The following is a 23,602-nucleotide window of genomic DNA, read 5'->3' as shown; positions in this document are numbered from 1 at the left end:
ACTCGCGGATACGGCCCGGTTTCTGTCCAGTGTTGCAAGAGCCGACGGACTGCGCCTGGAGGCGCTGACGTGCCGCTGCGACGGCCTTCGGCAGAAACTGCGTTTTGACAGGACACCGTGTGACGACGACCGACTGGATCTGGACGGCCCTCGCAGGCATCGATTTCGCCGCCGCGGGGGTGTGCGCGGCCCTGTGGGCCCTCTCGGAACACGTCATCCGCTCCCTGTCGTCGGTTGATGCTGAGGGCCGGGCGGTCTGGCCGAGAGTCTCGATCGTGGTCGCCGCGCGGAACGAAGAGCGGAACATCGAAGAGGGAGTGCGTTCGCTGCTGGCGCTCGACTATCCGGCCCTGCAGATGACGGTCGTCAACGATCGTTCAACGGACGGAACGGCGGCGATCCTGGCCCGCCTCGCCGCTGAGGACCCGCGACTGAATGTCGTGGAGATCGACCAGTTGCCCAATGGATGGCTGGGCAAGAACAACGCCCTGCATGTCGGCGCATTCCGCTCGGATGGAGAATGGCTCCTGTTTACCGATGCCGACGTCATTTTCGCCCCGGACACGCTTCGAAAGGCCGTGACGTTCGCCGAGGGGGAACGTCTGGACCATCTCGCCGCGACTCCGCGCGTGGTCACGCCGTCATTCTGGCTGCGGGCGTTCGTGCCCGTGTTTTCGATGTGCTTCGTGCTCTACGTGAAGGCGTGGGCCGTGCGGTCGAAGGACAAGTCGGCGTTTGTCGGCATCGGCGCCTTCAACCTGGTGCGGGCGTCGGCCTATCGGTCGATCGGAGGGCACGAGAAGCTGAGGCTGAGGCCGGATGACGACGTGAAGCTGGGCAAGGTGCTGAAAGATGCCGGATTCCAGCCCGACTTCGTCATCGCGAGCGAGCATCTCGCGGTCGAGTGGTACACCAGCGTCTGGGAACTGATTCGCGGCCTCGAGAAGAACACCTTTGCCGGAGCCGATTACCGCAAAGGTCTCGTCCTGTTCGCGAACGCGTTCCTGATGATTGTCTACGTGCTCCCCTTCGCCGCGATGTTCATGACGCCCTGGCCCGCGAACCTGATGTTCGCAATCGCAGCGGCGGTGTACGTCGTCTTCGCGGGGCGGGCCTGCCTGTCGAACGGTCAGCCCTCCTGGCTGGGGATCCTGTTTCCGTTGGGAGTGGTGCTGTTCGCCGGCATTCAGCTGCGGACGATGATCCTGAACCTGTGGCAGGGAGGCATCCGCTGGCGCGACACTTTCTACCCGCTGGACGAACTCAGGAAGAACGTCGTTTAGGGACCACGTCTTCGAAGTATCTCAGCGACAGTATTCCCGGCCGGGAGCACGTGGCGCCGCCGTCACTGCATCATGTTGTACTTCTTCATCTTGTTGTAGAGCGTGACGCGGCTGATGCCGAGTTCGCGGGCGGTGATCGTGCGGCTGTTGTTGTTCTTGAACAGGGTCTGCTCGATGATTTCGCGTTCGGTCACGGCGACCTGTCGCCCGAGTGACGGCTCGCGCCCCAGGCCACGACCGCCGAGCTGGACGGAGGGATCATTTCCCGGACCGAACTGACCGGCGAGGATGTGCGGTGGGAGGTGCTCGGCCGTCAGAACCCCTTCTCGGCAGTAAATGACAGCCCGCTGGATCACATGTTCGAGTTCACGAACATTGCCCGGCCAGGGATAGTCGACCAGCGCGTCGAGCATGCTGTCGTCGACGTGCCGGATGCTGATGCCATGCTTCTGCTGGAAGCGGGTGATGAACTTTCGGGCGAGTGGAATGACGTCGACCTTGCGCTTGCGCAACGCCGGGACGTCGAATTTGAGCATGTTGAGCCGGTAGTACAGGTCGGGCCGGAACTTTCCCTGTTCGACGAGCGGCTGGAGTTCGAGGTTGCTGGCGACGACGAGCCGGGCTTGTGACCGATAGGTGCGGTTCGAACCGACCGGTTCGAACTCGCCCGTCTCGATGACCCGCAGGAGCTTGACCTGCTGCTCCGGGCCGAGGACGTCGATTTCGTCGAGCAGCACCGTCCCGCGGCCGGCCGCCAGGAATTTGCCCTCTTTGTCAGCGTGAGCGCTGGTGAAGGCGCCTTTGACGTGGCCGAAGAGTTCGCTTTCGATCAACTCACGGGGCAGCGCGCCGCAGGCGACATGCAGAAAGGGCTCGCTGGCACGCGGGGAACTGCTGTGGATCAGGTTGGAGAGGTACGTCTTGCCCGAGCCGGTTTCACCGATGAGCAGGATCGTGACGTCGTGGCCTGCGGCGATGAAGAGATCGTCCAGCATGCGCCGGACCTGCGGTGAACTGGTTTCGAAGCCGTCGGCGATGCTGTTCAGCGGAGGGGCAGCGGGGACTTCCGGTTTGGGAAGTCGGGCGACGATGTGACTGATGAGGGCGCCGAGTGCCTGGGGACCCGTACGGACGAGGGGCATGCCGTTCGTCGCGGCACGTCGCTCGATCACTTCCGGACAGAAGAGGTCGGCGAGCAGGATGACCTTACCCTCGGGAATCTCGGCAGTGAGTTCCCCGAGCAGGCGATCGATCGCATGGCCGCCGTGTGGGGACTGGCGGACATCGAGGACGACCGCGGCCACGCGGTCGTCGCCCCGGTCTTCCGGAAGGCCTCCCACGTCCGTCACGATGACCGGTTCACAGGCTTCCCCGAGTTCCAGCGTCAGCGTGGCCGCGAGGTCGGAGTCTGGAGTGACGAGGAGGACGGTCGGAGGGATCATGGGCGGTCAGTTCTTGGGCGAAGCGTCCGTGGCAGCGGCAGGTCCCGGAGTCCGGAAGGCAAGTTTTCCGGTCGTTGACTGGCCGCAACGGTTCTCGCTCTCCTGATTCAAAGCCCGTGCCCATGTTCATTCCCTGAAACGGAAAGTGTGTTCAATCGCCTGAATTCTTGATGAACACGGTGTTTACGAACTGTGGCGAGTGGCCGGGACCGGGTGTTTTGCGCGTTGCGTTCCGTCAACGTGTTGCCGAGAGTCAACATTCTGCAAAAGAATTGCAAATACATAGTACCCGGAGAGTTTTCCCGGCCCGCAGCGTTCGACATACTCCAGATTCCCTTCGACACACGGACGTTTGAGCCTCCCATGACTCCTCTCCTGCGCACCGAGATCCCCGGCCGCCCTGTTCGCCGCGGAAAAGTGCGCGACGTTTACGATTTCGGCGACTTCCTCCTCCTGGTGGCAACCGACCGGATCAGCGCGTTCGACTGGGTGCTTCCCAGCGGTATCCCCGACAAGGGACGCGTGCTGACACAGATCAGCGACTTCTGGTTCCGCCGCCTGCAGGTCCAGCATCACCTGATCAGCACGAACGTCAGCGACCTGCCGCTGCCCGCGGACGTCGACCGCGAGTCGCTCGCGGGACGCAGCATGATCGTCCGCAAGACGCAGGTCGCTCCGATCGAGTGCGTCGTTCGCGGCTACCTCTCCGGATCAGGCTGGAAGGAGTACCAGCAGAGCGGAGAGGTTTGTGGCGTGAAACTGCCGCCCGGGCTCAAGGAAAGCGACCGATTGCCCGAGCCGATCTTCACTCCGGCGATCAAGGCCGAGACCGGGCACGACGAAAATGTCTCCTTCGCGACGACCTGCAACATCGTCGGGCTGGAGGTGGCCACCCGACTGCGCGACCTGAGCCTTGATCTCTATGCCCAGGGAGCGGCCTACGCCCTCGAAAAGGGAATCATCATTGCGGATACCAAGTTCGAGTTCGGACGGGTGGAAGGCGAGATGATCCTGATTGATGAAGTTCTCACCCCGGACAGTTCACGATTCTGGCCGCAAAACGCGTATGAACCGGGCCGGCCGCAGGCGTCGTACGACAAGCAGTTCGTTCGTGACTGGCTCGAAACCCAGCCATGGGACAAGAACAGTCCCCCCCCGGAGCTTCCGGACGACGTGATCCGGCGGACCCGCGAGAAGTACGTCGAGGCGTACGAGGTCCTGACGGGGCAGGAATTTGCGTGGAAATGACTTCGCCAGCCACACTGCCCCTGCTGAACGCCGGAGCGGAGGCCGTTGTCGAGACGCGACTCCTGAAGACTGAACTCCAACAGATTCACTGAGCATGTCTTTGAAACTGACCAACGTGCGGAAGAGCTACCGCGAGCCAGGAGGCGGCATGCTACCGGTCCTGAACGTCGAAAGCTTCCAGCTCATCCAGGGAGAGCAGGTGGCGCTCGTCGGACAGAGCGGCGGCGGCAAGACGACGCTGCTCAACGTGATCGCCGGAATCACCGCGGCCGACTCCGGTTCGATTGTCGTCGACGGGACGGAGATCAGTCGCCTTTCGGAGCCGGCCCGCGACCGATTCCGCGCCGAGCGAATCGGGATTGTGTTCCAGACATTCAACCTGCTTCCCGCGTTTACCGCCCTGGAAAACGTACTTCTGGGGATGAGCTTCTCCGGCAAGGCGGACCGCACCTTCGCGAAAGCGCTGCTTGAAAAGGTCGGCCTGTCCCATCGCCTGAATCATCGTCCGCCGCAGATGTCAGTCGGCGAACAGCAGCGGGTGGCGGTTGCGCGGGCGCTGGGAAACAAGCCGCGGTTGATGCTCGCCGACGAGCCGACGGCGAACGTCGACACGGCCAATCAGGAGAAGGTGTTGTCGTTGTTGCGCAAGGGATGTGAGGAGCTGAACGTGTCGCTGCTCCTGGTCACCCATTCGCCCGAGGCGGCCGCGCAGTTCCCGCGCGTCGAACGCCTGGCCGAATTCAACAAGCCGGGGGCCGTGGAATGAACCTGTTCTCGATTGCATTCAAGAGCCTGCGTCAGCGGTCGCTTTCATCGCTGCTCACCGCACTCAGCGTGGCGCTGGGTGTCGCGTTGATGGTCGCCGTGCTGATCATCAACGGCGTCATCAGCAACATGTTCAACCAGACGGGGACGGGCTATGACCTCGTCATCGGGCCGCGCGGCAGTCATTTCCAGCTGATCCTGAGCACGATCTACCGAATCGACCGACCGATCGAGAACCTCCCGTGGCGCTTCTATCAGGAGATCCTGAAGCGTCCGGAAGTGGAGAAAGCGATTCCAATCGCGCTGGGGGACGAAACTGAGGTCGGTCAGTTTCCGATCGTCGGAACGACCACCGAATACCTGACGACTCCCTATGGTGGTGACGGCAAGCGGTTCCGCATGATGGGCGACGGCCGCGTGATGTCCGGAGCGTGGGAGGCGGTGATCGGCAGTGAAGTCGCCCGAAAAAACAATTGGGGCGTTGGGGACGAGTTCCGCATGATCCACGGCGGTCAGGACGACCACGTGCATGACGAACGCTTCAAGATCACCGGCGTGCTGGACGTCACGAACACTCCGAACGACCGCAGCGTGTTTGTGAACCTGGAAGGCTTTCTTTCGCTGGGCGGACACGAGAAGCCGCTTGTCGAAGCGATCCAGTCGGAGTCCGCGTTCTTCGGGGACGACCTCGCAATCCTTCAGCAGAAGTATGCGAAGGAACTGGCTGCAGAGGCAGATGCCCGCGCTCGGGGCGTCCATTACCACCCCGGCGGCGTCGTGCCCGATGTGCAGCGGCAGATCACGTCCATTGTCGTCATCTGCAAGGGAGGGGACGACCTGCCGCAACGCGGAGCGAACGCAATGAGCCTGCAGACGTTCCTCCGGAAAGGTTACCGGGCCGACGCGGCCAATCCGGTGATGGTGATGAGGCGGCTCATGGACGGCCTGCTGGCGAATGTGCGGCTGGCGGTCATCGTGCTGACGGCCCTGATTATCGCCGTCTCCGGCATCGGGATCTTCGTGAGCATCTACAACTCGATGGCCGACCGGCGTCGCGAGATCGGCATCATGCGGGCGCTCGGCGCGCGGCGTCAGACGGTGTTTTCAATCGTGCTCGTCGAGTCGCTGCTCCTGTGCGTCGGGGGAGGGCTCCTGGGAATCCTCCTGGGGCATGGCCTGGTGGTACTCGGGGGGCCACTTGTCGCCGCACGCAGCGGGCTGGTGATCAACCCCGCCTATTTCGACCCGATGGAGTTCGTGATCGTGCCGATCATGGTCGCCATGGCAACGCTGGTCGGCTTCCTGCCGGCGCTGACGGCTTACCGGACGGACGTCGCCGAGGCGCTCTCGAACTAGGCAAGGGGTTCACGCGTGGCATGGCGTCACGGAGCTTATCCGGAGCGTCATGCCGCACAGTGTTCGTGCGTCTCGAGGCGAGTCCTGGAGCAGTGAACGCGCGGCGCCCATCGGCCTCGGCCAGCGATCCCTCAGGAATTCAGACTGAAGGCTTTGAGCAGCGCTTCGTGCGCCTTCTTGCCTTCTGATCGCGCGACGACCGCGCTCATCCGCATTTCACTGGTGTTGATCAGCTGGATGTTGATGCTGGCGTCTGCCAGCGCCCGGAACATGCGTTCTCCCACGCCGGTATGAGTCCGCAGGCCAATGCCGACGACGGAGAGCGTCGCAATCTCCGGATCGTATGTCAGCGTTGCCTCCGGCCACTGCGAGACGACTTCCCGAACCAGCAGCAGGCAGCGTTCGAGATCGGCGCGATCCACGGTGAGCGAGACCCGGGCCCGACCGCTGTGGCTCTGGTTCTGGACGATCATGTCGACCATCACGTCGCCATCGGCGACGGCGGAAAAGAGCTGGGCCGAAATGCCGGGGCTGTCAGGAATCTCGCTGATCGTCACCCGGGCCTGGGATTCATCGAGCAGCACTTCGCTCACCACGATGTCTTCCATCGCGGCAAGCTTGCTGACGACTTCGTGGAGAAGCCGCTTCTGGCTGGATGCGTCGCCGTTCCCGGCCGGCTTCTGCCGGACTCCCACGGCCGGAGGCTCGTTCGTCGGTTTATCGAGCTTGAAGGCCGCGTGAACTTTGCGGAGGGCCTCCTCGCACTGGTCGCGGGAGACGAGTGTCGAGATCTTGATTTCGCTGGTCGTGATCATCTGGATGTTCACGCCCGCGTCCGCCAGCGACTGGAACATGTGGGCCGCGACTCCGCTGTGCGTCCGCATTCCCACGCCGACGATCGACAGCTTGGCCACTGCCGTGCCGCTTTCGACGCGGCCCGCGCCGAGCCCCTTCACGGCGTCCTCGGCAGCTGTCAACGTTTCGGCGAGGTCCGATTGGGGGACCGTGAATGAGACCTCGGCCGTCCCCCCCTGGGCGACGTTCTGCACCACCATGTCGATCGGGATCTTCCGGGCGGCCATGTTGGCGAAGACGATCGCCATCGTACCCGGCCGATCAGGAATGCCGACGAGACTGACGCGGGCTTCGTTCCTGGCGAGCGCCAGCCCGCTGACGACACGCTGGTCCTCATCCCCTTCCGGGGCAATCAGGGTGCCGGCGCCGTCCGAATAGGCCGGCCTCACGCGGAGCGGAACGGCGAATTTCTTGGCGAACTCGATCGACCGCGAATGCATGACTCCCGCCCCGAGGCTCGCCATCTCGAGCATCTCGTCGTAGGAGATTCTTCCCACCTTGCGGGCGTCCTTCACGAGCCGGGGGTCAGTCGTAAAGACCCCTTCGACGTCGGTGTAGATCTCGCATTCCGCGGCACGGAGGACGGCGGCGAGGGCGGTGGCTGTGGTGTCGCTGCCTCCGCGGCCGAGGGTGGTGATGTTCAGGTCGTCGTCGACCCCTTGAAATCCGGCGGCGACGACGATGGCCCCCTCATCGAGGCAGCGCCGCATGCGGTCGGTGGAGATATTGCGGATACGGGCCTTGGTGTACGAGGTGTCCGTCTGGATTCCGATCTGTCCGCCGGTGAGGCTGACCGCTTTTTCGCCGAGCGTCTGGATAGCCATGGCGACGAGGGCCACGGATTCCTGCTCGCCGGTGGAGAGGAGCATGTCCATCTCGCGCGGCGGGGGCGAATCGGTAATTTCCGCCGCCAGGTCGACCAGTTCGTCCGTCTTGTGGCCGCGCGCGGAAACGACCATCACCACCTGGTGGCCGGCACGTTTGGTCGCGACGGCCCGGCGGGCGGCCGCGAGAATCTTCTGCGCAGTGGCGACGCTGGTGCCGCCGAATTTCTGAACAATGATCGACACCGAAAACCACTCCGGGACGCGCCGCGAACAAGAACGCGAAAAACTCTTCTGAAAGGCCGTCCAACGCGGCCAGATGAGACCACTTATAGAGTTGCGAACGGGAAATGCCACCTTATGAACGGTCGGCAGGGGTTTCCCGGACGCCCTTCACTGAAAACAGGCACGCTGATTGCAATCTCCTCACGAAGGATTCCTACCTTTTGGGGCACGACGCCCCGGATGGCTCGCAGGCCGCTCAGCCTGTTGAGCTCGCGCACGACGGGAATGCCTCTCGACGAAGCCGTGCGCACCACTCTGGATTGAGGAACGATGTCAAGGATTGCTTTTGCTTCGCGGGTCATGGCCTGCGCAGCGGGAATTGTGTTGCTGGCTGTGTGTGGCGGGCCTGCGGTTGCTGAGGACGATTCGCGTGAGATTGGCCTCGAATTCGATGTCTCTCGCAGCGCCCCGGAGCTGAACGCGGCCTTTCGTCCGCAACAAGGCTGGATTGGCGGCGACGGCGCCCAGTCGGTCGACCTTGGCAACGGCAGCACGCTCTGGCTTTTCGGCGATACCTGGGTCGGCGCCCTGAAAGATGGTCGCCGGACGAAGGCCCGGATCGTGCATAATTCGGCGGCGGTCCAGTGCAGGGCGGATGGTCCCTGCGATTTCGTGATCCGCGAGAATGACAAAGGCAAACCCGTCGATCTCATCAGCCCGCTGGACGGGCGCGGCTGGTTCTGGTTCCAGGCGGGCACGATGCTCAACGGCCGCCTGTACCTGTTCATGTCGCAGGTCGGCGATGCGGTGGACCCGAAACGGCCCGACCATTCGCCGCTCGGGCAGTGGCTCGCGATCGTGGAGAATCCGCTGGATGATCCGCGCGACTGGTGTATCGAGCAGGTCAAGGTTCCGTTCAGCCTGTACACCCGTCGGCGCGATCTGACGTTCGGCAGCGGCGTCGTCATTGAAGGGAAGTATCTCTACGTCTACGGCATCGATGACGCTTCCCGCCTGCAATCGCAGGATCGTCACCTGGTGCTGGCCCGAGTTCCGCTGGACCGCGTTGCCGAGATGTCGGAGTGGCGCTTCCTCAGCCGAGGCCGATGGACTCGGGACTTCTTCCGTCCGGACAAGATCGCCGACTACATGGCGGGCGACATTTCAATCGCCCACATGCCGGGGCTGAACCGCTACCTGATGGTGTACACCGACTGTGATGTTTCGAACCGGATCGTTGCCCGCACTGCGCCTTCGCCGCGCGGGCCATGGTCGAACATCGAGATCCTGCACACCTGCCGGGACGCTGCGGCTGATTCGAAGCTGTTTTGCTACGCCGGCAAGGCCCACCCGACGCTCTCGTCAGACGGAGAACTGGTCCTGAGCTACCTGACGTCTTCGATCGACACCTGGCAGGTCGCGACCGACGCCCGTCTGTACTGGCCGACGTTTGTGACGGTGGGGGTGCGGGATGCCCATCCGCCCGAATCGGTCGGCGAGGTGGCCAAAGTCGTTCCGGCGACGAACGGCGCCGCGGCCGAATAGTCCCCGGTTGCACTCAGAGGGGCGGCACGGGGGCGAGAAGCGGCACGTACTCGACCTGCATCATCCCCATCGGCGCCTGTTCGAAGGTGTCCGACTCGATCCGCATCAGGCGGACGGCGGACCGTCCGGCGTGGCTGGCAGTGTAGGTCGAATGGCCGCGCATCGCGCTGGCAATCTTGCCTTCTCCCAGCATCTCACCGGAGTCGCGACGGATCGGCCTCTCGGCCGACGATTGCTCGAGCAGCGGGCGGGAGTCGACAGGATCGAGGGCATTCGGCATCCGCGACGGGGGGACCGGGAGCATGAACTGGACCGACTCCTCCGACTCGGATGGAGGGGCGGGCAATTCGGCCTCGAGCCGGATTGCGGGCGTGGGCGCGGGTTCCAGGTCTCCCGGGCGGACCGGAGGCGCGATCTGATCCTGCGGCTGCTCAAAGACGGGGGCCGGTTCACGCGGCGGTTCGACCGGCGGCGTATAGATCGAGCTGTTCGCTCCCGGATAACCGGCGCGAAGGCGAGGACCGCGCCAGGCGCGGGCCTGGGCGCCGCCGCACCCGCAGCTGGCAACACACAGAGCGATGGCAAGACACCCTTGAAGAGACGACTTCATCGCGGCAACTCCGTTGATACGAGTCAACCGCAGCTCTCATGGCTGCGGGGCGCGCTCATCCTTGAGTGCCGGACAGCCGCCTGGCGGCCGTTCCCGGGACAACTTCCGATCTCTCGTCGCGGCCGCGCCCTCCCAAGGGCGGCCACGCATCGGCAAGCATTCCGTGTCCCTGCCCAAAGGATCGACAGGATGTCAAATCACCGATTGCCGAATCCGGCAGAAATCGCGGCTTGCGAAACGGAGTCTGCCGGCCGTAGCGGATGAGCCGACAGGGAAGAGGCGGGAAAGGCGTATCGCGGCTGCTCCGAGAGCGAGGCGGCAAGGCGCGCGCTGATGAGTGGTGCATCCTTCTGGCCCCTCTTCCCCCTTTCCCCCATGGGAAGGACGGTGTCAGTGCGTCCGGACTGGTGTTACCGGTGCATCAGGAGTCGAAGTGTGATGGCTGCAGGTGATCGTGTTCATTGTTCCCTCCACCTTCCGTGACCGGTTGCGCGCGGATCGGCACCGTCCCACGACCGCCGTGCCCAATGCCGCCGCGAGGGGGACTGACCGTACCGCTCCCCACGGCTGGTCACCTTTTCAGAATGGGCCAATTCGTCGTTGGCGGGCGTCGTTGCCGCAAAATGCCTTGCGGTGACGAGAGACGACCGACTTGGAAAAAGTGACTCGTCCCGCCCCAATCCCCACCCGCCAACGCACTTCCGAGGTACCGAGTACCGGGCCCCCCCGCGCAACCGCCCCCGTCATGATGGAGGAACCCATGAACACAACCACCGTCAACCTGTCGTCACACACCCCGGCCCGGCCGGCTCCATGTCCGCACCACCCACGCTCTCCCGATCCCTCCGCAAGACTTCAGGGGGAAGAAATAGGGCGAGGAGTACAGTACCACCCACACAACGCGCCCTCCTCGCCCCCTCGGCGTCGAATACCTCCGCAGATTTCCCAATCACCGCCCGAGACTGCGAACTCCCCGCAGGGCTGGTCACTTCTTCAAGATGGGCCAATTCATCGTTGGGTTGTGCCATTGCCGCCAAATGACTTGCGGTGACGAGAGATGACCGAATTGTGAAAAAGTGACGCGCCCTGGACCGCTCCCGGCCATCTACTCCCGCTTCGTCGAGCCGTTACATTAGTGGCCGGAGATTCACCATCACCGCCGCGATCCGAGGTTGCCGCGTGAGCCCGAACAGACGGACGAGCTGGTTCCTGGTCGCGTTTCCGGTCGTGTGGCTGTGCTTCGCCTGGCGGGCGCAGGCCGGAGAGGTCGCGAAGCCGGCCCCGCGAATTCCGTGGACGACTCCGTTTGTGACCGGGTCTCCCGAGCCTCCCCCGAAGTACAAGAGCGTCCGGATGTTTCCGAACGTGCAGTTCCGGAACCCGGTGACCATCGAAATGCCGCCGGGCGATCCACGGTGGTGGGTTTCCGAGCCGGAGGCGAAGCTGTACGTCGTCACTCCGACGGAGGATGGCGGCCGGGCGGACCTGATCGCCGATTTCAACCGCGATCTGCCGATGACGGGCAAAGAGGGCGAGAAGCTGCGGGTCACCTACATCTACGGCGTCGCGTTCCATCCGAAGTTTGCCGAGAACGGGCGGGTGTACCTGGCGTACACGGTCGTCCCGCCGAAACCGGGCGTGCACCTGGAAGACGGCACGCGCGTCTCGTGCTTCCAGGTGACTCCGGGGGAGATCCCGAAGATCGATCTCCAGTCGGAAGAACTGGTGATCACGTTCCACGAGGGGGGGCACAACGGGGCGTGTCTCGAATTCGGTCCGGACGGCTGCCTCTACATCTCCACCGGCGACGGCGGCGAAGCGAGTCCACCGGACCAACGAAACACGGGGCAGGACAACAGCGACCTGTTGTCCTGCATCCTGCGGATCAACGTGGATGAGAAGGAGCCAGGCAGGAACTACCTGGTTCCGAAGGACAACCCGTTCGTCGATGTGCCGGGCGTGCGGCCGGAGATCTGGGCCTATGGACTGCGCAACCCATGGAAAATGAGCTTCGATCGAGCCACGGGGGCGCTGTGGGTCGGCGACATCGGGTGGGAGCTGTGGGAGATGGTGTACCGCGTGGAGCGCGGGGCAAACTATGGCTGGAGCGTTACCGAAGGGCCTCAGCCGGTTCGCGTCGATCTGCCGGCGGGTCCGCAGCCGGTCACGCCGCCGCTGCTGGCGTTGCCTCACACGGCTGCCGCCAGCATCACCGGGGGCTTCGTCTATCGCGGAAAGAAGTTTCCCGAACTGGTCGGGAAGTACGTGTTCGGTGACTGGGAGACGCATCGCATCTGGTCGCTGGTTCCGCCAGAACGGAATGATGCGTCCGATGCGAAGTCGCTGGAACTGATGGACCTGTCGGCCCCTTCGATCCGGATCATCGACTTCGGACAGGATCATGACGGCGAACTCGTGATCCTCGACTACGACGCGGGAACGATTCACACACTCGAGCGGAACGACGCGGCAGAGCGCGGGACGAGGCCTTTCCCGCGGACCCTCTCGGAGACGGGCCTGTTTGCATCGGTGGAGAAGCACGAAGTCGCAGCCGGGATCGTCCCGCTGAAGATCGCGGCGGAGCAGTGGATGGACGGGGCCACGGCGGAGCGGTTCGTGGCTGTGCCGAATGACGGCGTGATTCGCGGGCATCGGGTTGCGAAGCAGACGCCGGGTTCCATGTTCCGACGTCATTTCGAGTTTCCCAAGGACTCGGTGCTGGTGAAGACGATCTCGCTTCCGGACGAGGGGACGGGGGAACGGCCGAGGCGGATCGAAACGCAGCTTCTGCATTTCGACGGCGCCCAGTGGCTGGGATACACCTATCGCTGGAATGATGCGCAGTCGGAGGCCTCGCTCGTTCCGGAAGAGGGGGATGAGGCGATCTTTGCCGTGAAGGACGCGCGGGCCCCCGGGGGAGGTCGCGTATTGCACTGGACGTTCTCCAGCCGCAGCCAGTGCATGACGTGCCACACGCCGTGGGCCGAATCGATGCTGGCATTCAACAGCAGCCAGTTGCTCACGCCGCTGGCGGGGGAAGCCGGCAATCGACTCGACCAGTTCGAGCAATCGGGGCTTCTCGTCCGGCAGGAACCGGCGAAGGCTCCGCCGAAGAACCAGTCCCGCTGGGACGAGGAGTCGGTGCTGGTTCCGCCCTTCGATGAAAGTCACTCGATTGAGCATCGGGCGAGATCGTATCTCGATGCAAACTGCGCTCATTGTCACCGCTTCGGCGGCGGAGGAACGGCCCAGATTGACCTGCGGGCCGGGATTCCCGTGGAACGCACGAAGTTGCTCGATGAGGTTCCGACGAAAGGAGAGCTGGGGCTCAAGAATGCGAAGATCGTCTGGCCCGGGAATCCGTATCGCAGCGTGTTGTTCCTGCGGATGGCGACCTGTGGCCGAGGCCGGATGCCACACCTGGCCTCAGAGCTTGTTGATCAGCAGGGGCTGTTGCTGATCGAAGCGTGGATCCGGTTGATGTCGAAAGAGCCGGGCGGGGACGAGTTCATGTACAACGCGGTCCTGTCGGCGACGGCGAAGATGCAGGGGCGCGAGGCGCGTCGCGGCCTGCTGGCTCCGATTCTGAACGACCTGGGGGGAACGCTCTACCTGGCTCGCGTGCTCGACCGGGGGCGACTTCGCGGTGAGCTGGCGGAGGACGTGGTCGCGCTGATCGGCGAGCAGAGCGATCCAGACATCCGGAACCTGTTCGCCGCGCACCTGCCGGCGCCGCCGGCCGATCGGGTTGGAACGGTCCCCCGGCCGCGCCTGGTCCTGAACCTGACGGGTGATCCAGCTCGCGGGCGCGAGCTGTACCAGACCTCGAAGACCCTGAACTGCCGCGTGTGTCACAGAATCGGAAACGAAGGCGGAGTGGTCGGTCCGGAGCTGACGCAGATCGGGCAGCGCCGCCGGCGGGACGAGCTTCTCGACAGCCTGCTCAATCCGTCCTCCGTCGTGGACCCGAAGTTCGCGATGTACGCCGTACAGACGGTGGATGGGCGCGTGCTGAGCGGCGTGCTGGCGGAACGGAATGCAAACGCTCTGACGCTGCGCGACGCGAAAGGAGACGTCCACGAGTTCGCCGTGAAAGAGGTCGAGGAACTCAAGCCGCAGCGGGCCTCGATCATGCCGGAAGGGCTGTTGAAAGACCTGACGCTGCAGGAGGCGGCGGACCTGGTGGCTTACCTCGAATCGCTGCGGTGATTGATCCATCAAACTGAGAGACCTTCGACGTAGTCTGTACGGCCTGGCCGGTCACGATCGACCGGCTGCGGCGGAACGGACGTTCGAATGTCACCAACGATCAGGAATGGCGTTGCGGCGAGGCTGGTGCAGTCGTGGGCGTTGCTCGGCCAGGTTTTTGCCGCGGATACGCGGCTTTTGAGTGCCCACCTGATTCGGCTGGCCGCGGCGTGTTTCCCGGTCCTCTTGCTGGTCGTGGCGTCCGTCATCGCCGCTCCGCGTTCTCCCGATCGGCTCGGCCGCGCCATCTTCGAGGGGCTGGCGCAATGGCTGGTGCTCCTCGCCACACTGTTCGGCGCCTGGATTCCATTGACCATCGCGAGGGAGCGGTCCCAGGGGACAATCAGCCTGCTGCTCCTGACGGGAATCGACAGCGGGACGTTTCTTCTGGCCAGTTGCGTCGCCCGCACTTTGGTGGTGCTGATCGCCTGCACCACGACCGTTCCCTTCTGGTTTCTCTGCATCGCCTTCGGCGGTCTGGCGCCGGAACAGGTGATCGCGTCGGTCACCGTGCTCGGAACGCACCTGGTGGTGGTGACTCAACTGGCGACGTTCTGTGCCGCCTGTTTTGTGCGCCCCATTCGTCTGACGCTCGTCGTGATGCTGACCGTCGGGCTTTACACCATTGTTCCCCACTTTTTCGAGACCATCGACCCGATTCTCGGTTCAAGGGGCCTGGAACTGATTCTCAGGCCGAGGTTCAATGCTCTGAAAGCGACTCTTCTGTGGAGCCTGGCGGCGGGCTGCTTTGCGGTCGTTCTGTTCTGCGCATCGTGCATCGCGTTCGGTCGCCGCGGGACGATGGAGGTTGAGTCGTCCTCCGCGGGGCCACACTGGGTTTGGGCGTCGAAAGGCATTGGCCCACGGCATCGAGCGCGCGTCTGGCGGGCGCCGGTGGTCTGGAAGGAATTCCACGCTGCAACCTGGGGCTGGCCGTGGTTTCTGGGAACGACCTTCCTTATCGGCCCGGTCGTCGGATTACTGCTGTCGGCTGTGTCGGGATGTCCAGCGGGGATCGCCTGCCTGGTCACTGCGTTGATTCTCGCGATCGCTGCGGTGTGTGAAGCGGCCATCCAGATGCTCGGACGCGAATGGCACGAGCAGACCTGGGACTCGCTCCGACTGACTCCTTTCTCCACGACGCAACTGGCCTGCAGAAAGCTTGTGGGCCGACTGCCGGACCTCACTCCTGCGACCGCAATGCTCACTGCAGGAATGATCCTGGCCAGCGATCAGGTCGACCGGTTCATTATGGATCTCATCACGCGACCGGCCTGCTACGCGCTCGTTGCACTACTCGTTCTCCCGGCGGCAGGGCTGTCGTTTGCCGTTGTGTGTCTTCGTTCGATCCAGAGCAATCCACTGGATGGCGTTGCCTGCGGTTCCGTTCCCCTCGTCGTCGCTGGTCTTGCCGGAACTGGCCTCCTGGGCGGGGAGATGCAGGGCTTGCCCGTCTTGCTGGTCCTCGTCGGCGCGACGGTCCTGTCGGTTCTCACTGTTCTGGTGGGGCTGAGGATCCGGACGATCCTTGAGGGTGGAGGTTGAGACCCGCTTGCCCTTCGATGCGCCGGCGTGCGGCTCTACTATCTGGGCTGATGACCTTCGTGTTCGGACCGTGCCGCGCTCATGCTTCAGATTGCTCCCCGACGCCGCTATCTCGTGCGGTTTGATCCCAAGCGGATTCCGCACATGTTCGCCGACGTCCTGATTCTGGGATCGGGGATTGCCGGCGTGCGTGCGGCGCTGGCTGTCGATCCGAAGTTGCGGGTGGTTGTCGTCAGCAAAGACCGGGCGGATCTGTCGAACAGTGCCTGGGCGCAGGGGGGGATCGCGGGGGTGCTTGATCCGGGGGACGACATCCGGAATCACGCGGCTGACACGATCACGGCCGGGGCGGGCCTGTGCGATCCTGATGTGGTCGAGGCGGTCGTCGCGGCCGCGCCGGAACTGATCCGGGAGTTGGAGTCGTTCGGGGCGCTGTTCGACCAGGAGAACGGCCGGCTGGCGCTGACGATGGAAGGGGGGCACAGCCACGCCCGTGTTGCGCATGCTCTGGGGGACGCGACGGGCAAGGAAGTGATGCGGGCCCTCATCGACCGGATCCGCGGGACGCGGGGCGTCGAAGTGTGGGAGAAGACGTTCACCATCGACCTGCTGACCCATGAGGGAGCGTGTCGCGGGGCGCTCGTGTGGAATGAAGAACACGGCAAGACGTTCGTCTGGGCGAAGCAGACGATCCTGTGCACGGGCGGCGCGGGGCGGCTGTATCGCGAGACGACGAATCCGAGCATCGCGACGGGCGACGGGCACGCGGTCGCCTATCGGGCCGGGGCTCAACTGCGGGACATGGAGCTGATGCAGTTCCACCCGACGGTGCTGTACATCGCAGGCAGCTCACGGCATTTGATTACGGAGGCAGCCCGCGGCGAAGGGGGCTATCTCGTCGACGCCAATGCCTACCGGTTCATGGGGGACTACGACGCCCGCTGGGAACTGGCTCCGCGAGATATCGTGTCCCGGGCGATCACCAGCCAGATGGACAAGACGCGGCATCCTTGCGTTTATCTCGATCTCAGACACCTGCCGCAGGAACTGATCAGAGAGCGATTCCCGCATATCGGGCAGCTCTGCCGCGAGTTCGGGCTCGATCTCAAGCGGGATCTGATTCCCGTCCGGCCAGGTGCTCACTACATGATCGGCGGCGTGACGGTGGATCTCGAAGGACGCACGACGGTCCCCGGGCTGTGGGCCGCGGGGGAAGCAACTTCGAGCGGCCTGCATGGCGCCAACCGGCTGGCGTCGAACAGCCTGCTGGAAGGGCTGTTCTATGGATTACACTGCGGACGCGGAGCTTCGGCGGCAGCAGCGAAGATTCCCGATAGCTTCACGGCCCTGCCGTTGCAGTCGGACTGGGCAAGCGAACTCCCCAACGACGATGAGTTGAACCTCGAGGACCTGCGCAACGCCCTGACGAGCCTGATGGGACGGAACGTCGGCATCCGCCGGAACGCGGAGGACCTGAAACAGGCGGCCAGCCAGGTGGAATTCTGGGACCGCTACGTTTCGGCCCGCGAACTGCGCACGGTCGAAGGGTGGGAACTGCAGAACATGCTGCTGACGGCGCGGCTGATGATCGGATCGGCGATCGCGCGGGAAGAAAGTCGCGGCGTCCATTTCAGGGATGACTTCCCGCACACGACGCCGGGACAGGGGAAGCATGTGGCGATCCAGGCGCCCTGAGAGGGCGACGCCTTCACACGAACTGCCTGCGGGAGTGGCCCCGCGAAGCAGTCGATCGCGCTTCATTTCCTACCCTCTCCCGCGGCAGTCGACACGCTTGTGGCGTGCCGGCCGTGCGGATGAGGGCCTTTGATCAATTACCAGTCGACGCGTTTGGCGTCGCCCCAGAGACCTTCGAGATCGTACTGGCTGCGTCCCTCGGGGGTGAAGACGTGCAGGACGACGTCGCCATAGTCCTGGACGATCCAGTTGCCCGAGTCGCGGCCATCGACACTCTGGCGGGGGGAGCCATGCTCTTTCATCGTGGCCTCGACGCCATCGGCGATGGCCCGGATCTGGCGGGGGTTGGTGCCGGTGGTGATGACGAAGTAATCGAAGAGCGGCGTGATGTGGGAGACATCCAGCACAAGTGTGTCCTTGCCCCGGAAGTCGTCACACGATCGCGCACTGAGAATTGCCAGTTCGCGACTCCGCGCGATTGCCGCCCGACGATCGGGCGCTTTGCTGCGTGATCGAGAAACTGACCCGGTAGGCGACACGACTGGCATCATTCAATCGTCTCCGTTGGACACGCCATCCGCTGCCGGACCACCCGGCCGCTCGTGGGCGTTGTCATAACCAATCCGCAAACTGTGTTCCCGGAGAGTGCTTCGTTTTTTTCAGAACCTGAAAACGACAAACCCGCTGACTGTCGAACCCGCAGCCTTGTGCGGGACGAACGTCAACGGGTCACCGGCGACAGTGCCTGAATGTGACAAGCGTCTCAAAGGTGAGGTTCGCTCCGTTCGTTGTGAGCGGCGAGATCATATCGCCGCCCGTGTTTCACAGTTCACTTCCGGCCCTCCGGGATCGAGGCGCGTTCCCGGCGGCCTTCGTATTCTTCCATCGGCCCACGGGCGAGACAAGACCGTTCTCGCCCTGATTTTACGTGAGATTCATTTGATCGATCCGCCCGTCGGCAACGTAAGCAACGGGCAGGCATGCGAGCTGGCGGCATTCGGATGGGGCGGGAGATGCCTTCCCATCGGCCGACAGGTACGATGAACGTCCGTTCGGCCTGCTCTGAGGTCGCCGAAGCCGCCTGCGTTTCCGTAGCAGCGACGGTCGTCGACCTGGTCACAAGGATTCGAGACATGTTGCGCCGCATTGTGTTGTCGACGTGCGTCTGTGTCGGGTTGGCGATCTTCGCCCTGGACGCGAGGGCCCAGGACGCAGCTGCGCCGCCGGTCGAGACGGCTCCTCCAGTGCCGTTCGCAGTTCTGAATATCGCGAGCGTCGAGCGATTGCTGAAAGACACGGAGTTCATGTTCCGGTCGATCGACCGTCCGGACGTTTACGACTTCTACATGTCGATCCTGGCCGGAAATGCGAACGACCTGAAAGGGGTCGACCGGACGAAGCCGGTGGGGGTGATGATGTTTCTCGAGCCTGGCCTGCCTCCCAGGCCAATGCCGGTGCTGTACATGCCGGCCTCGAGCGCGGACGAGTTCATCAAGACGGCGGCGCTCGGGCGGATGGATTTCGAGAAGGTGGGCGAGAACCGCTACGAGGTGAAGATGCCGACAGGACAGGGAAAGCAGATTGCCCTGTTCACGGATGGGCTGATGTACATGACTCCGAGCGAAATCCTGATCGACGAGAGACTGCCCGACCCGATCAAGATCAGCGAGACGCTGACTTCGCGGTACGACGTGGCGCTCTCGCTGCGCGTGAACAGCGTCCCGCCGCTTTTGCGGGACGTGTTCGTGACGTTTCTGCGGACGACCACCGAAGCCGAGATGCAGAGGCGTGACGGGGAGGGGGAAGGCGAGTACCGGTTCCGGAAGGCCAACGCCCAGGGAACGATGCAGGCGCTCGAGGAACTGCTCACGCAGGTCGATGAGATCACCATCGGCTGGGACGGCAATGAGCAGTTGCGAAAGGGGGTGCTCGAACTGACGATCATTGCGAAACCCGACAGCGACTACGCGAAGTCGCTGAAGGATCTGGCGGGCCGGCCGAGCTTCTTCCATATCGCGCAGCAGGACACGGGCAAGCCGCTGACGGTGTCGCTGTCGTGGCGGATGAATAAGCGGGAGCGTCAGAACTCGGCGGAGCTTGTCGAGGCGGCGCGAATCAAGATGACGGAAGAGTTGACCGCGAAGAACCGGGATTCGAGCGGTGCGAACACGCTGTGTGACGTTGCGGCCGCGACGGTCGCCGCGGGGCACATCGACGGGTTCGTGCAGGTCGCGGTTCCGGAGCCGGGGAAGTTCGTTGTCGTCGGTGGGGTGAAGTTGCAGGGGGCGAGTGCGGCAGCGCCGGCGCTCGTCAATGTGCTGCAGCAGATTGCAGAGGAAGAGAAGAACGATGTCCTGATCGAGACCAACCTCGATTCGCACCAGGGGGTGGCGTTCAACCGCTTCGGCCCCAAGGACAAGGAGGACGTAAAGTTCTTTGGCGGCGTACCGGCGTTCTGGTGCGGCGCGGGGCAGGAAGCGTTCTGGTTCTCGTTCGGAGCCGACAAAGCCTTTGACACGTTGCGGGACACGATGGACCGGGTGCTGACGAGCGGGCCGGCGCCTGGCGGACAATCGGACCCGCTTGTCGTGATCCTGCGGCGTGCGGCGTGGCAATCGCTGACGCCGAATCAGGATAACCGGTTCGACGTGACGCGCCACGAACTGGCCGACCAGGCATTCGGCGCGACGAATGACGCATTCAAGGTGTATACGCGGCCGACGGAAAGCGGCGTGCGGACCCGGCTCGAGTTTGACGAGGGATTCATCAAGTATTTTGCGCTGTTCCTGGCGCGGCAGTACGACCGGAACCAGCTGTGATGGCCGCGGGGCGGGTTGACTACCGGCTGCCGCTGGTGACGGTTCCCGCCTCGACGATCTTGGGAGTGCCGGTTTTCAGGTTGAACTGGATGACGCGGCCGGGGATGCGGCCTCGCTCCGGTCCGCTGTCAAAGTAGATGCTGGCCATTTCCTCGCCACGTCCTCGGAGTTCGAAGATATCTTTCTCCTCTTCGAAACTGATCTGGTAGGCGTTCGCCTGGACCTTCTGCGACTCGAGCTCGACCCGGCCCTGGGCGTTGAGGGTGATGAAGCCGTTGGGGGCTTCCGGCTTCTGCTCGGTCAGCGAGACATTGAGCTGATCGCAGCCGACCCAGACCGCTCGTTTGGCTGACTCTGTGTTGCCGGAGAGTTCGTGGCGTTTGAAAGGGGTTCCGGCCTGGCTGACTGGGGCGTAGATCGCCTTTACGCGATCCTCGAACGTGGCGAACCTCTGCCGGACGTTCCCGGTGACCTGCCCCTGGAAGTCGAGCTGGACGAAGTTCCAGGGAAGTTCGGTGGAGGCTGCCGGGCGATTCGCGCTGGCCGAGGCTTCGGGAGTCACTCGGAAATGAAACGATCCGCGCTGCCACTGTCTCATTGTGCCGGGACCGCTTCCGCGGAACTGGCCGTTCCCCTCCCGGGGATGGACCTCGAAGGAGCCGAGTTCGGCTTCGACGATCCGCGCCAGGGACGATTTTTGCCATTCGACCATGTTGACGCTGACGCGGCCCGGGCTGCGGATGACGCTGACTTCAGGGCGCGTCGCCTTGCTGCCCATGCTGTTGAACGACCAGGGGCGATCGAGCCCGACCACCAGGACGTCGCACGACATCCGGCTTTCGTCTTCCATGCGGACGACGACGTTCCGCGAGAACGTTGCGTCCTGTCCATTGAAGGCCAGGCCCTCTGCACAACCGACCGTCATCAGCATCGAGGTCGCCAGCTGCTTCCCGGTGAGGTCTCCCTGCACGGGCCAGGTGACCTCCGTCCGCCCTGTGACATTCATGGTTGATCGCGCGCGATCGAACTGAATCTGGTCGCCTTCGAGAGAGGCGGCTCCGGAATGGATCCGAGCCCGTTCGACACACTTGCCGCCGTGCATCCTGCCGACCAGTGCGACGATCTGACGATCATCGCCCTCGTTGGAGATCATCATCTTCTGGCCGCCGATCCTGACGCGGCCATTGGTTTCGTCGGTCGCTCCTTTGACGAGTTCTGGACGATGGATCTCGAAGGGGCCGTGCACGGTCGCCGTCCGGAGACCCGCTTCCTGCAATTCGGGGTCGAAAACGACTTCGGCTTCGATCCGGTCGCAGCGCTGGAGTTCCCAGGGGGGAGTTGTCGTCGGAGTTTTTCGGTGTCCCTTCTGGCCAGGCTGGCGTGAGGAGGGCTGCCGGGCGACCACGGGCGGTTTGCCTTCGACAATCAGGACATCGAGGGAGTTGGTCACTCCGGTCGCTTCGAGGCCGCCGAACTCGACGTTTCCTTTGGCGACGGCCCGACGAACCGGGAGCGACGTCAGACGGTGGTCGTCGTTCGCGTTCGCATCGAGGTTTTGAAAGATCTCCGGCGGGAGGGTCAGTGTGAGCGTGTCGGCGCGGAGCCATTGATCGAGGCCGTGAACGACTTTGGCCTTACCCTCCAACTTCAGCAGTCGGGGGGCGGTTCTGCTGTCGGCCGAATTCACATCGGGAGTCAGATTGAGCTTTTCAGTCCAGTGGGCATCGAAGAGGGACTGGCCGGTGGCCTCGTCGATATGCAGCATGCGCCCGAGCCCCTCGCACTTGACCCAGTCGAGCGCGCCGAACTTTCGACGGACTGGCGGGATGCCGCTCTTCGAATCGGGGGCCGGCTGGTCGTCCACGAGCTCGAGCCCGATCAGCATTCGCCGCGTCAGCAGTCGCGTCACGGTCCCTTTGTCGGGATCGTGTCGTTCGATGACACTCTTCTCCGGATCCGAGATGAACAGTACTCCCTGCTGTGCGTCGAACGTCGCCTGTTCCATGCTGGCGGTGAGCGAATTCTCTTCGGAGACGAACTGCACGCGTCCCGCCTCCTCATCCGACCGAGGTCGGGACAGGGCCACGACGAAGTGCAGCGTCATGCCGGCAATCGATCGGACCTTTTCGTCCCAGAGTTCCTGCTTGCGATTGCGTTTGGCTTTCGAGGCGTTGTCCGCGGGAGGCGCGATGGCGGGGGGAGGTGCGTCAAAGAGCAACTCGAGACGCTCGCAGGTCAGCCTGTTGTGGAGCGGGGCTTCGTCCTCGTTGGAGGTGCGCTGCACGACCTTGACGTCGTTGTCGAAGCTGGCCTTGGACGTTTCGCGGTTGAATTCGAACGAGCCGGCACTCGTCACCCGGACGGGCGTCAGCTTGCCACGGCTTTCATAGTCGATCTGGAAATTGACGTTCCTTCGGAGCGTGAGGTGCTCGAAGTCGGCGATGCGGGGGAGATCCTTGCCGAGGATGTCGCTGTTTCCCGCTTCCAGTGTGATCGCGATGCCTTCGGCGTCGCAGAGGAAGCGGCTTTTCGAGCGCGACGTGGGACCGAACCCGAACTGCAGCGGTTCGTCGCTGTACAGGCTGCGGGTGGTTTCCGAGAACACGAAGTTGCGTCCGCGGAGGATCAGTCCATTCGGGCCGGTGAGCATGACGCCAGTGTCGAGTTCCGCCCCGATGATGCGGTTGTTTCCGGAGTCGCCCGTGCCGAACTGCTCGATCTTGTCTCGGAACGTGACCCGGGCTTCATCGGCGGCGAGGACGGTCGGCGGATCGTCGGGGCGCGAAGGATTCTGCACGATCATGGCGAACGGGCGGAACCGGTACTGGTTGCGGTTCTCGACCTGCCCTTTGCCTTCGACGGGACCAATCTCGTTGAAGTAGATGAATTTCTGGTCGAGTTGCTCCCAGGTGAATTTGGCGTTCTCGGCCCAGGGCTGCTGCGCGAGGAACTGACGAGCCGCGTTGCGGGCCGAGTGGGATGCGTGACCGCTTCCGGTGATCCTCGCGACGGGCGGGGCCACGGGCATGACCTGCGTGCGGGTCATCGGGCCGAGGACCACGGCATACACGCGATAGACGCAGAAGAGCGCCAGCGTGGTCAGCAGGGTCAGGGTGAGGCGGTTCATTTTGACGAGCTGTGG

14 protein-coding genes are annotated in these 23,602 nt (G+C 63.7%); 9 read left to right on the top strand and 5 right to left on the bottom strand.

Features of this window, described 5'->3' with window-relative positions:
* Positions 1-119 precede the first annotated feature (119 nt).
* Positions 120-1,283, top strand: a complete 1,164-nt coding sequence (locus tag Pan44_RS06000) for a glycosyltransferase (RefSeq protein WP_197453894.1) — start codon at positions 120-122, stop codon at positions 1,281-1,283.
* A 62-nt stretch (positions 1,284-1,345) separates the two neighbouring features.
* Here Pan44_RS06000 and Pan44_RS05995 read toward each other — a convergent pair whose 3' ends face one another.
* The gene (locus tag Pan44_RS05995; RefSeq protein ID WP_145028237.1) at positions 1,346-2,725 is read right to left on the bottom strand and encodes a sigma-54 interaction domain-containing protein; all 1,380 of its coding nucleotides are present in this window, start codon (positions 2,723-2,725) and stop codon (positions 1,346-1,348) included.
* Positions 2,726-3,088: 363 nt separating this feature from the next.
* On the opposite strand from Pan44_RS05995, the gene Pan44_RS05990 reads away from it, so the two are divergent.
* The 3 genes from Pan44_RS05990 (at position 3,089) to Pan44_RS05980 (ending at position 6,094) form a co-directional block, all read left to right on the top strand.
* Positions 3,089-3,973: a phosphoribosylaminoimidazolesuccinocarboxamide synthase gene (locus Pan44_RS05990; protein WP_145028235.1), complete on the top strand. Its 885-nt coding sequence runs from the start codon at positions 3,089-3,091 to the stop codon at positions 3,971-3,973.
* 94 nt (positions 3,974-4,067) lie between these two features.
* Positions 4,068-4,739 (top strand): ABC transporter ATP-binding protein, encoded by a 672-nt coding sequence (locus tag Pan44_RS05985; RefSeq protein WP_145028233.1) that lies wholly within the window; start codon positions 4,068-4,070, stop codon positions 4,737-4,739.
* Entirely contained in the window at positions 4,736-6,094 is a 1,359-nt protein-coding gene (locus Pan44_RS05980; RefSeq protein ID WP_145028231.1) for an ABC transporter permease, read from the top strand. The genes Pan44_RS05985 and Pan44_RS05980 overlap by 4 nt, the downstream gene beginning before the upstream one ends.
* 131 nt (positions 6,095-6,225) lie before the next feature.
* On the opposite strand, the gene Pan44_RS05975 is transcribed toward Pan44_RS05980, so the two are convergent.
* Positions 6,226-8,019 (bottom strand): aspartate kinase, encoded by a 1,794-nt coding sequence (locus tag Pan44_RS05975; protein WP_145028229.1) that lies wholly within the window; start codon positions 8,017-8,019, stop codon positions 6,226-6,228.
* Positions 8,020-8,328: 309 nt separating this feature from the next.
* Here Pan44_RS05975 and Pan44_RS05970 point away from each other — a divergent pair, with 309 nt between their 5' ends.
* Positions 8,329-9,543: a DUF4185 domain-containing protein gene (locus Pan44_RS05970; RefSeq protein WP_145028227.1), complete on the top strand. Its 1,215-nt coding sequence runs from the start codon at positions 8,329-8,331 to the stop codon at positions 9,541-9,543.
* Positions 9,544-9,556: 13 nt separating this feature from the next.
* Here the strand turns inward: Pan44_RS05970 and Pan44_RS05965 are convergent, their stop codons facing one another.
* Complete coding sequence (locus Pan44_RS05965) at positions 9,557-10,153, bottom strand: hypothetical protein (protein ID WP_145028225.1); 597 nt, start codon at positions 10,151-10,153, stop codon at positions 9,557-9,559.
* Between the two features lie 1,179 nt (positions 10,154-11,332).
* Here Pan44_RS05965 and Pan44_RS05960 point away from each other — a divergent pair.
* From Pan44_RS05960 to nadB, 3 genes are all read left to right on the top strand, one after another.
* The gene (locus Pan44_RS05960) at positions 11,333-14,362 is read left to right on the top strand and encodes a PQQ-dependent sugar dehydrogenase (RefSeq protein ID WP_145028222.1); all 3,030 of its coding nucleotides are present in this window, start codon (positions 11,333-11,335) and stop codon (positions 14,360-14,362) included.
* Between the two features lie 87 nt (positions 14,363-14,449).
* Positions 14,450-15,946, top strand: coding sequence for a hypothetical protein (locus Pan44_RS05955; protein ID WP_145028220.1), 1,497 nt, complete (start codon positions 14,450-14,452; stop codon positions 15,944-15,946).
* Between the two features lie 81 nt (positions 15,947-16,027).
* A complete protein-coding gene (gene nadB / locus Pan44_RS05950) occupies positions 16,028-17,641 on the top strand; it encodes an L-aspartate oxidase (RefSeq protein ID WP_145028218.1) in 1,614 nt (537 codons plus the stop codon).
* Positions 17,642-17,778: 137 nt separating this feature from the next.
* Here nadB and rsfS read toward each other — a convergent pair whose 3' ends face one another.
* Complete coding sequence (gene rsfS, locus Pan44_RS05945) at positions 17,779-18,189, bottom strand: ribosome silencing factor (RefSeq protein WP_145034925.1); 411 nt, start codon at positions 18,187-18,189, stop codon at positions 17,779-17,781.
* Between the two features lie 585 nt (positions 18,190-18,774).
* On the opposite strand from rsfS, the gene Pan44_RS05940 reads away from it, so the two are divergent.
* The gene (locus tag Pan44_RS05940) at positions 18,775-20,460 is read left to right on the top strand and encodes a hypothetical protein (protein ID WP_145028216.1); all 1,686 of its coding nucleotides are present in this window, start codon (positions 18,775-18,777) and stop codon (positions 20,458-20,460) included.
* 19 nt (positions 20,461-20,479) lie between these two features.
* Here the strand turns inward: Pan44_RS05940 and Pan44_RS05935 are convergent, their stop codons facing one another.
* Complete coding sequence (locus Pan44_RS05935; protein ID WP_145028214.1) at positions 20,480-23,587, bottom strand: hypothetical protein; 3,108 nt, start codon at positions 23,585-23,587, stop codon at positions 20,480-20,482.
* Positions 23,588-23,602: the final 15 nt, after the last annotated feature.

This window comes from Caulifigura coniformis, from assembly GCF_007745175.1.
In the GTDB taxonomy this organism is placed as follows: domain Bacteria; phylum Planctomycetota; class Planctomycetia; order Planctomycetales; family Planctomycetaceae; genus Caulifigura; species Caulifigura coniformis.
Note: the sequence above shows the minus strand (reverse complement) of the source record. Positions and strands in the feature narration are given on the sequence as shown.